Here is a 10369-nt window from a genome sequence, read left to right as displayed (position 1 = left end):
TAAAAAAGGGAAAAGAAGAAGCCAAAAAGCTGCCATATACTTTGCCCGGCGATGAAAAAGTCTTTACCCGGAAAGCGCAATACCATTTCGGTTGGGATTGGGGACCGCGATTGGTTACTTCAGGAATATATAAAAAGGTGAAACTTCATTTTTGGAATAAGGCTACGATCCTAAATATCACACATGTCCAAAATGAGTTGACTGATGCAAAGGCTCAATCAGAGTTTCAATTTACTATTGAAGCCAAGTCGGCCGGAAATTACGCTGTTCTATTAGGGAATGTTCCTTTTAAAAGAACGCTACAAAAAGGTATCAATAAAGTATCGATTCCCATCAGTATCCCCAATCCAATTTTGTGGTGGCCTAACGGTATGGGCGTCGCTCATCAGTACTTATTTGATTTCTCCCTTTACCACGATCAAGAATTATTAGAGAAAAAACCAATTAAAATTGGACTTCGAACCATTGAATTGGTTCAGGAAAAAGATGCTATTGGAAAAAGTTTTTATTTTAAAGTCAACGGTCAACCGGTTTTTATGAAAGGTGCCAATGTCATTCCGCCTGATAGTTTTTTGCCCAGAGTAACCGATTCAATTTATCAATCTATTGTCAAAAATGCGGTCGATGCCAATATGAATATGTTGCGGGTTTGGGGCGGCGGAGTCTATGCCGATGACACTTTTTACGAAGCCTGCGATACAAACGGCATTTTAGTTTGGCAAGATTTTATGTTTGCTTGCGCCATGTATCCCGGCGATGCCGCTTTTTTGGAGAATGTCAAACAAGAAGTCATAGACAATGTGATTCGTTTGCAAAACCATCCTAGTTTGGCGCTTTGGTGCGGCAATAACGAAAATGACGAAGGCTGGCACAATTGGGGTTGGCAGAAGCAATACAACTATTCACAAGCCGATTCGACCAAAATTTGGAACGATTACCAAAAGTTATTTCACGAACTCATCCCGCAAACGCTGGATAGCTTGTTACCAGCAACCGAAAACCGTTATTGGCCGTCTTCGCCCTCGATTGGTTGGGGCAGAAAGGAAAGTTTGCTGAGTGGCGATACACATTATTGGGGTGTTTGGTGGGGCATGGAACCTTTTGAAATGTATCAAAAAAAGGTTGGCCGCTTCATGAGCGAATACGGATTTCAAAGTATGCCTGATATCAAAACGTTTCAGGATTTTGTTAAAAACGATGAGCTTAACTTCGATTCGGAAGCGGTAAAAACTCACCAGAAACATCCAACGGGTTATAAAACCATCAATGAGTATATGGTACGCGATTATCATGTCCCGAGTGATTTTGAAGATTATATTTATGTTTCCCAACTGCTCCAAGCGGAAGGCATGAAAACCGCCATTGAAGCGCATCGAACCGCCAAACCAAATTGTATGGGAACGCTATTTTGGCAACTCAACGATTGTTGGCCGGTGACTTCCTGGAGTTCGGTAGATTATTATGGAAGATGGAAAGCGTTTCAGTATCAGGCGAAGCGAAGTTTTGAGAATGTTTTAATCTCGGTTAAAGAAAATGAAACGCAATACGATGTTGTAATTACTAATGACGATTTTATATCTTATGACAGTGGTTTAGGTCTAAAATTGTTGGATTTTTCAGGGAAGTTACTTTGGGATGCAGAAGCAGCAGTTGTTTTACCGAAAAATTCAGCCTTGAGTCATTTTGAAATTCCTAAAAAAGAGTTTGAAGGATTTGATTTGAAGAAAGCAGTATTAGTTGTTTCGATTACAGCCAAGGACATAACTGCGAGTTCAAACTATTACTTTGCTAAACCCAAAGATTTACAATTGACCAAACCGAGCATTCAAATCAATAAAATAGACGACATGACTTATGAGATTACTTCGAATGTATTAGCCAAGAATGTTTATCTTGCTGCTACAGAAGACACTTTTTTCAGCGACAATTATTTTGATATGTTACCGAATCAAAAGGTTATAGTGAAAGTATCAAAACCGATAAAGGACATAAAAGTAAAATCGTTGTTTGACACCTTAAAATAGATGCCATGATGTTTAAAAAATCATTTTTGATATTGCTTAGTTTGTTGTTCAGTAGCCTGTTTTACGGTCAAACTCAAGCTACACTTGATAGTCTGCTAGTTGAGTACAAGGAATGTATTGCGGTCAGAAAAGACAGAGTCAATTGCACCAAAGAACTTTTTTGGGTATACCAAGATTTGCAGTTTGGTTTTCACAACCAAGCTATTAAAGGATTGGATAGCATCACTCAACAGAAGAAAAACTTAGAATGTCGGAAATGGATTGGCGCCAAAGATTTTTTTGTGGGTAATGAACTGATGAAATTCCAGAGAAAACATCCAAATGAAAAAATTTCATCACCAAGCAAAGCGGCAGAAAATGACGCTTATATGGCCTTTAAAAACATTTGCGATTTTATAATGCTTCGCTTAAAACGCTTGCTTGTTGAAATAGAGACTTCTAAATAATGATTTAAAACAAACCATTGAGTTCTGCATCAATACGGTTGATAATCATTCCTAAATCTTCGGGATTGTTTACAAAATCTATATTGTCGACATCAATAATCAACAACTTTCCCTTGTTGTAGGTCGTAATCCAAGCTTCGTAGCGTTCGTTCAAACGGCTCAAGTAGTCAATGGAAATGGTGTTTTCGTATTCGCGACCGCGTTTGTGAATTTGCGAAACTAAATTCGGAATCGAACTTCTTAAGTAAATCAACAAATCCGGAGCGCCTACCAAACCTTCCATCAATTCGAAAAGCGAAGTGTAGTTTTGGAAATCACGGTTAGTCATTAAGCCCATCGCGTGCAAATTGGGAGCAAAAATGTGTGCATCTTCATAAATCGTACGATCTTGAATGATGTTTTTACCGCTTTCGCGAATTTGCAACACCTGACGGAAGCGCGAATTCAAGAAATAGATTTGCAGGTTGAACGACCAACGCTCCATTTGATGATAAAAATCATCCAAATACGGATTGTCTACCACATCTTCAAAATGAGGTTCCCATTTGAAATGTTTGGCTAAAAATCGAGTTAATGTTGTTTTTCCTGCTCCTATGTTTCCGGCTACCGCTATGTGCATTATGGTAATTTTATTTTATACTTCTTAATTTGTTGGTCGGTAAAAATAGCTAAAATTTGGTCTTTGAAATAAAAATTGGGGAACGATTTCTCAACAATTTGAATTTGGAAAACCGATTTGGTTTTGGTGCTCAAGCAGTAAAGTGTATTGTCTTTTACAAACAATAAGGTTTGAGCGTCAATAATTTGGATGTTTTCAAACGGCGGAATGTTGGCCAATAAGGTCACTTTTCCGAATATATCAATGCTGTACCAGTTGTTTACTTCGTCTATCCAATAAAAATGATTGAAGTCGGATTGCGTGAACTTGATGTTCTCTTGGATGGGATTTCCAATGTTTTTAGACGTGTTTTTTAAATAATCAAACAACATGATTTGTTGGGTCAAGGCGTTGTAAATCCAAAACTGATTTTGAGACGCCATGCCTATTTTAGAGGCAAAAATAGTGTTGTCGATGTCGAACAGATTCAGTTTTTGGATTTCGTTCAGTTGGTTGTCGAGTAAAACAACCGTATTGAAATCTTCGTAAAAGAGTACAATTTTCAGCGGATTGATAAAATCTACCACACTGATTTTTCCCAAAGCTACGTTTTTATATTCCCACGATTCGGTTTCACTTTGCTTGATGAAGACGTTGCTTTTGACAAAATATTCATTGCCCAAACCGTCAAAGCCTTTAAAAACTTTATCCGTCAGGGTTTGTGTTTGTACTAATTTGGTTTCCAAGCTCGCATTTTGGGCTAAAACATTGGAAAATAATAGTAATGAGAAAAATGAAAAAAGTAGTTTATTCATCTAGCTAAGATATATTATTAGGGCTGATTTTCCCAAGATAAAACTGATTTTTTAACATAACATTGGTAACAGTTTCCAAATTCATTCGTCATATTTGTTATCCAAAACCTAAAACAATGAAAAAAATAGTATTCGCTTCGTATTTTCTTCTTTCTTATTTAGCTTCGCATGCCCAAAAAGATTTTCAGGGTATGGCCGTATATGAATCTAAGACCAGCACGGCCGATTTCAAATCCCGTTTCGAAGGCAACCGTGAAATCACGCCTGAGATGCAAAAAATGATTGAAGAACGCATGAAGAAAATGTTTGAGAAAACGTTTTTTTTGAACTTCGATAAGTCGGCTTCCATTTACAAAGAAGAAGAAAAACTCGACACACCCGGTCAAGGCGGCGGCGGATTCCGTATGATGAGCTCTATGATGGGCGGTGGCGGTACCTATTATAAAAACGTAAAAGAAAAAGTGTATAAAGTCGACAAAGAATTCATGGGCAAAGAGTTTTTGGTGAAAGATTCTTTAAAGACTTACAATTGGCAAATGACCGGAGAAACCCGTGTGATTGGCGGTTACAATTGTTTCAAAGCGACTGCGGTAATTCCGGCAAGCAAAACCGATTTCCGAAACTTCCGTCCCAAAAAGGAAGAAGAAAAGAAAGACGATAAAGCGAAAGAAGAAGCCAAAGAAGGCACAAAAACCAGCTTCATGGATCAAATAGAAATGCCGAAAGAAATTACCATTACTGCTTGGTATACTCCGGAAATTCCGGTGAGTCAAGGTCCTGAAGGTTATTGGGGATTACCGGGATTAATCTTGGAAGTCAACGATGGTAAAACGACCATCTTATGTTCTAAAGTGGTGATGAATCCTAAAGAAAAAGCCGACATCAAAGCGCCAAGTACCGGCAAAGAAGTGTCGCAAAAAGAATACGATGAAATCGTCATTAAGAAAATGGAAGAAATGAGCGAAATGAATAACGGTCGTGGCGGATTCCAGATGCGAATGAGTCGATAATCAACACAAAGTCTGCAATGAACAAAGTTATCTATACCGCTCTTTTCTTATCCATGGCCATTTTGTCTGAAGCCCAAGAGTTTCAAGGGAAAGCCGAGTATTTTTGGAAAAGAATTCCCAAGAAAAAGACTGAAAAAGTCAAAACCGATTCCAAAGAACCTGTTGATCCTGAGTTTGAAAAAGTGGTAAAGGAAGCTGTAAAGAAAGCCTCTGAAAAGCAATATACTCTCACTTTCAGTAAGACTGAATGTTTGTATGAAGAAGAAAAAGCTTTAGAAAAACCGTCTAACAACACTGCCGATTTTTCGGTTTCGATTACCTATGTCACCGCCGGTAACAAATACATTAATCTAAAAGAGCAAACCAGTATAGTGGAAGACAATGTGTTTGGCAAAGAGTTTTTAATAGTGGAACCCTTGGTCAAACCGGATTGGAAATTAATCGATGAAACCAAGAAAATTGGCGATTACAATTGTTTCAAGGCCGAACTAGTGATTCCGGTAACCGAAAAACAAAAACAAGACTACGAAGACTTTTTAAAAAGAGACGCCCAAAAACCGGCGCTTTTTAAAATGAGTCAACCTCAAGATAAAATAGTAACCGTTTGGTATACTCCAGAAATTCCGGTGAGTTTAGGGCCTGATAATTATTGGGGTTTGCCGGGTTTAATCTTAGAGGTTAATGATGGTTTCAACATTTTGTTGTGCACCAAAGTAACGCTCAGCAACAAAGAAAAGGCCAAAATCAAAGTGCCGAACAAAGGCGAAAAAGTTACTCAAAAAAGGTTTAACGAAATCCGAAAAAAGAAGGAAGACAGCCTGAAAGATGAAAATGGCGTAATTTACTTTCAACACTAATTAATCGATCTAACTAAAGCAATGAAAAAATCCCTACTATTCATATTCCTTTTTACGTCAATTCTTTCCTTTTCCCAAACCGTTCGCTTCGAGGGAACCGTACAAGACAATACCAAAGCACCTTTAGAAATGGCCAATGTGATGGCGATGAACCAAGCGACCAAAGCCATGGATGCGTATGCTATCACTAACGATAAAGGAAAGTTTTTGCTCAATCTGAAAACCAATACCACTTACACCATTAAGTTCAGTTATTTGGGCATGCAAAACAAAGAAATTGTAGTCACCACCCAAACGGAAAACATCACCCAAAGCGTTACTATGGACAGTGGCGGAATCGAGTTAGACGGTGTGGAAATTGTACGCGAAATGCCGGTTTCCATCAAAGGCGATACCATAGTGTATAACGCCGATTCCTTTAAAACCGGTACTGAACGAAAACTGGAAGACGTCTTGAAAAAATTGCCCGGCGTAGAGGTAGATGCCGACGGTCAAGTGAAAGTAGAAGGCAAAGCGGTCAATAAATTGATGGTCGAAGGCAAAGATTTTTTTGACGGCGATACCAAATTGGGTGTCAAAAATATTCCGGCTGATGCGATTGACAAAGTACAAGTCTTGCGCAACTACAACGAAAACTCCATCATGAAAGGCGTGGAGAACAATCAAGACAACCTTGCCATGAACATCAAACTGAAAGAAGGAAAGAAAAACTTTTGGTTTGGCGACATGACCGCCGGTATAGGCGTAGGTCACGATGACAACCGATACGTAGTAGCGCCGAAAGCCTTTTACTACAGTCCGAAATACAGCATCAACATTATGGGCAACAGCAATAATGTCGGGCAACAAGCCTTTACCATTCAGGATTATTTCCGGTTCAGTGGTGGTTTTCGCAACATCATGGGCAAAGGCGGCGGCAGTATTAATGTTGGAAGTAATTCGTTAGGGATTAGCTTTTTCCAAGACAACCGCGTTAAAGAAATCGAATCGCATTTCGGCGCTACCAATTTTTCCTTCAATCCTTCGAAAAGCTGGAGTTTAAGCGGATTTGTTATTGCTACTTCTACTTTAGTCGATACCGAAACGGCTTCCACGGTTAATATCTTACAACCCAATTCAACCGCTATTTCTTCTTCTGAAGTCAGAGACGATGCCGGCAGTCAGAAAAACAATTTGGGATTGTTCAAGTTCAGCGCAACGTACAAACCCAATGCTAATTTCCAATTGGATTACGATATTTTAAACCGAATTTCCGCCCAAAGGGAAAACAACGAACTCAGCCGAGAGGTGTCGAATTTCTTAACAGGAACCAATACCAACGAAAGTATTTTTACCTCTAAAAAGCAAGATCCGATCAACATCAATCAGAATTTGAGTTTCTATTATACGCCGACCGAAAAGCATATTTTTGCCTTCGAAACTCAACATTTGTACCAAAACGAAGATCCGTTGTATAATGCTAATTTAGAATTCCAGCCGTTTGATTTTACAGGCTACGACACCACACAAAACCGTAATGATATCACCCAAAGTCGTTTCATCAAAACCAATAAACTCGACAGCCGTTTGGACTATTATTATGTACTAACTCCTAAAACCAATCTGAATTTCACCTTGGCGAATTCTTACGTTTACCAAAGTTTACAATCTTCTATAGACCAACGTTTGGACAACGGAACCGTTAACGAATTAAACGCACCCGAAAACAATAACGAGGTCAGTTACCGCTACAACGACACCTATTTAGGGTTTCATTTTAAATGGTTAACAGGTAAATTTACCTTTACGCCGGGCATTACCTTGCACCGATTTAACTTAACCAATACCCAATTGGGTACCGATGTCAATCAGGAACTGTTTCGTTTTTTACCCGATTTTCAAATGATTTACCAAATCAAAAAGTCGGAAACGCTAACGTATAACTTCGGCATCACCAACAATTTTACCAACATCAACAATTACGCTGTTGGAACTATTTTCAACAGTTATAGCAGTTTGTTTACCGGAAACCGCGATTTGGAAAATGCGGTAGTCCAAAATCATTCCCTAGTGTATCAAAAATTCAATATGTTCAATTTTGAAAACTTTGGCGGTGCCTTGAATTACACCCGAACCACCGAAGCCATCAAAACCAGAGCTTTGTTCGATGGGGTAAACCAAATTGGCTCACCCTTCAATTCGCCTTTCGGAGATGAAGTATTGTCCGCGAATGCACGCTATGGGCGCTCGTTTTTAAAATACTACAAAGCCAATGTAAGTGCTACAGTCAATTGGAGTAAATTCTACAACATCCAAGTAAACCCTGTGAATGGTTTCGAAAATACTGTCGATACCGAGAGTTTTACCCAAAACTACCGTTTGAGTGCGTCAACCAATTTCAAAAAGTTGCCCAATATCGAATTGGGCTATTCGTATGCGCTGAACGAATATCCCAACGATACCTTTTACACCGATAGTCCGTCCGTAAAACTCGATTATTTCTTTTTGAAAAGCTTTTCATTTGTTAGCGAATATGAGTTTTTTCATTACTACAACAGGGCTAAGACTGTCGACCAAGAATACGACTTTCTCTCGGCCAGTTTGACCTATCAAAAAACCAAAGACAGCAAATGGGAATACAAAGTAGCCGCGACCAACATTTTGAATACCACGTCAATCAACGACGACAGTTTCTCACAGTTCTCTACCCGTAACTCACAATATCGCGTGCAGCCAAGATATATTATTTTCAGTATGAAGTATAATTTGTAGCTAATCCTGCTATCCACTATATCTTTTTTGTTGTCGTCTTGAGTACAATCGAGACGCTTTTCTAAAACAAAAAAGGATGCCGTTCCTATCAGGGCTAAAAAAAAACCCAACTTACTGAGTTGGGTTTTTTTTGTGTCCCGATACTTCGGGGTTTGCGTATAACTTTGCGCCTTTGCGATTAAATTCCGAAAGCCGCTTTTACGTTGTCTACGAAATCTAATTTCTCCCAAGTAAACAATTCCACGGTTACCGTTTTGTCTTCACCGTTTGGCGATTTAAACGATTTGGTTACGGTTTCCGGAGTTCTTCCCATATGGCCGTAAGCCGCAGTTTCGCTGTAAATAGGGTTTCTCAATTTCAAGCGTTGCTCAATAAAGTACGGACGCATATCAAAGATGGTTTCCACTACTTTGCTGATTTCACCATCGGTCAGGTTTACTTTGGCAGTGCCGTAAGTATTCACGTTGATAGAGGTTGGCTTGGCCACTCCAATCGCATACGATACTTGCACCAAAATCTCATCACACAAACCGGCAGCTACCAAGTTTTTCGCAATATGACGGGTAGCATAAGCTGCAGAACGGTCTACTTTAGATGGGTCTTTTCCAGAGAAAGCACCGCCTCCGTGAGCGCCTTTTCCACCGTAAGTGTCCACAATAATTTTTCTTCCGGTTAAGCCGGTATCACCGTGCGGTCCGCCAATAACGAATTTTCCGGTTGGGTTGATGTGGTAGGTAATATCGTCGTTAAATAAATGTGCATATTGCGGATATTTGGCTTTTACTCTCGGAATCAAAATCGAAATCAAATCGCTTTTAATTTTGGCCAACATCGTAGCTTCATCTGCAAAATCATCGTGTTGCGTAGAAATTACAATAGCATCAATACGAACCGGTTTGTTGTCGTCTGAGTACTCTAAAGTTACTTGCGATTTAGCATCCGGACGTAAATAAGTGATTTCGTCGTTTTCTCTGCGGATAGCCGCTAATTCAATCAACAACGCGTGCGATAAATCCAACGCCAACGGCATGTAATTTTCGGTTTCGTTAGTCGCATAACCAAACATCATTCCTTGGTCGCCGGCACCTTGCTCTTCTTTGCTGGCGCGGTCAACACCCTGGTTAATATCGGCTGATTGCTCGTGAATAGCCGATAAAACACCACAAGAATTGGCTTCAAACATGTACTCGCTTTTGGTGTAACCAATTTTGCGAATCACGTCTCTGGCAATCGATTGTACATCTAAATAAGTATTCGATTTTACTTCACCTGCCAAAATAACTTGGCCGGTAGTCACCAAGGTTTCACAAGCCACTTTCGACTCCGCATCAAAAGCTAAAAAGTTGTCAATTAACGCATCACTGATTTGGTCAGCTACCTTATCCGGATGTCCTTCACTAACGGATTCCGACGTAAATAAATACCCCATAACTATAGTTTAGTTTTAATATTAAATGTTGCGAAAAATAGAGGATTGCCGTAAAAGCTAAAGGAGAGTTTCTGCTTTAGCATTTTTTAACGAGGTTGCAATCAGTACAAATTTTTCCTCTCAATTTTCGGTTGCAAATGTATAAAGACTAATTTGAAAACAAAAAACTATTTGGATTTTTTTATTTTTTTATGATTTTTCAAAAAATCTAAATACGTAGTATTTAAATATATATCCGCAAATTTCAAATGTTAAATTTTTAAATTTCGTTTGGTCAAGTCAAAAAACATTCAGAAGTTTGCCTCATACAAAAACAACAAAAATGAACTTTACAATTTGTCATATGTGTCGCATGATGTGGAAAACTCCGCAGAGGACGCTTATGGCATAATTTTAAATTTTTAAAATATAACCATCAAACCTCTGCACAACCGCAGAG

At 39.0% G+C, this 10369-nt stretch carries 8 protein-coding genes; 5 read left to right on the top strand and 3 right to left on the bottom strand.

Annotated features, from left to right (window positions below):
* Nucleotides 1-2024: glycoside hydrolase family 2 protein (locus Q0M21_RS01070; protein ID WP_295333470.1), on the top strand; the 2024-nt coding region annotated here is incomplete at its 5' end.
* Nucleotides 2025-2029: 5 nt separating this feature from the next.
* The gene (locus Q0M21_RS01065; protein WP_295333467.1) at nucleotides 2030-2470 is read left to right on the top strand and encodes a hypothetical protein; all 441 of its coding nucleotides are present in this window, start codon (nucleotides 2030-2032) and stop codon (nucleotides 2468-2470) included.
* Between the two features lie 4 nt (nucleotides 2471-2474).
* Here the strand turns inward: Q0M21_RS01065 and Q0M21_RS01060 are convergent, their stop codons facing one another.
* Both Q0M21_RS01060 and Q0M21_RS01055 read right to left on the bottom strand, forming a co-directional pair.
* On the bottom strand, nucleotides 2475-3089 hold the full coding sequence (locus tag Q0M21_RS01060; RefSeq protein WP_295333464.1) for a deoxynucleoside kinase: 615 nt from the start codon (nucleotides 3087-3089) through the stop codon (nucleotides 2475-2477).
* Nucleotides 3089-3883 carry a hypothetical protein gene (locus Q0M21_RS01055; RefSeq protein ID WP_295333461.1) on the bottom strand — a complete coding sequence of 265 codons (795 nt, stop codon included), beginning with the start codon at nucleotides 3881-3883 and terminating at the stop codon, nucleotides 3089-3091. Before Q0M21_RS01055 ends, Q0M21_RS01060 begins: the two co-directional genes overlap by 1 nt.
* Nucleotides 3884-3999: 116 nt before the next feature.
* Between Q0M21_RS01055 and Q0M21_RS01050 the strand changes: the two genes are divergently transcribed.
* Genes Q0M21_RS01050 through Q0M21_RS01040 form a run of 3 tightly spaced genes read left to right on the top strand, consistent with a single transcriptional unit; the run spans nucleotide 4000 to nucleotide 8501 of the window.
* Complete coding sequence (locus Q0M21_RS01050) at nucleotides 4000-4893, top strand: GLPGLI family protein (protein ID WP_295333459.1); 894 nt, start codon at nucleotides 4000-4002, stop codon at nucleotides 4891-4893.
* 17 nt (nucleotides 4894-4910) lie between these two features.
* Nucleotides 4911-5750 (top strand): GLPGLI family protein, encoded by an 840-nt coding sequence (locus Q0M21_RS01045; protein WP_295333457.1) that lies wholly within the window; start codon nucleotides 4911-4913, stop codon nucleotides 5748-5750.
* Nucleotides 5751-5771: 21 nt separating this feature from the next.
* On the top strand, nucleotides 5772-8501 hold the full coding sequence (locus Q0M21_RS01040) for a carboxypeptidase-like regulatory domain-containing protein (RefSeq protein WP_295333455.1): 2730 nt from the start codon (nucleotides 5772-5774) through the stop codon (nucleotides 8499-8501).
* A 178-nt stretch (nucleotides 8502-8679) separates the two neighbouring features.
* Here the strand turns inward: Q0M21_RS01040 and metK are convergent, their stop codons facing one another.
* Nucleotides 8680-9930, bottom strand: a complete 1251-nt coding sequence (gene metK / locus Q0M21_RS01035) for a methionine adenosyltransferase (RefSeq protein ID WP_295333452.1) — start codon at nucleotides 9928-9930, stop codon at nucleotides 8680-8682.
* Between the last annotated feature and the right edge of the window lie 439 nt (nucleotides 9931-10369).

The organism is Flavobacterium sp., assembly GCF_024710485.1.
Taxonomy (GTDB): Bacteria; Bacteroidota; Bacteroidia; order Flavobacteriales; family Flavobacteriaceae; genus Flavobacterium.
This window is presented reverse-complemented; position numbering and strand designations above follow the sequence as displayed.

What these genes read in the sequence shown, in the direction of transcription:
- Q0M21_RS01065 (WP_295333467.1), top strand. Translation starts at nt 2,030, where the DNA reads ATGATGTTTAAAAAATCATTTTTGATATTGCTTAGTTTGTTGTTCAGT.
- Q0M21_RS01060 (WP_295333464.1), bottom strand. Translation starts at nt 3,089, where the DNA reads ATGCACATAGCGGTAGCCGGAAACATAGGAGCAGGAAAAACAACATTA.
- Q0M21_RS01055 (WP_295333461.1), bottom strand. Translation starts at nt 3,883, where the DNA reads ATGAATAAACTACTTTTTTCATTTTTCTCATTACTATTATTTTCCAAT.
- Q0M21_RS01050 (WP_295333459.1), top strand. Translation starts at nt 4,000, where the DNA reads ATGAAAAAAATAGTATTCGCTTCGTATTTTCTTCTTTCTTATTTAGCT.
- Q0M21_RS01045 (WP_295333457.1), top strand. Translation starts at nt 4,911, where the DNA reads ATGAACAAAGTTATCTATACCGCTCTTTTCTTATCCATGGCCATTTTG.
- Q0M21_RS01040 (WP_295333455.1), top strand. Translation starts at nt 5,772, where the DNA reads ATGAAAAAATCCCTACTATTCATATTCCTTTTTACGTCAATTCTTTCC.
- metK (WP_295333452.1), bottom strand. Translation starts at nt 9,930, where the DNA reads ATGGGGTATTTATTTACGTCGGAATCCGTTAGTGAAGGACATCCGGAT.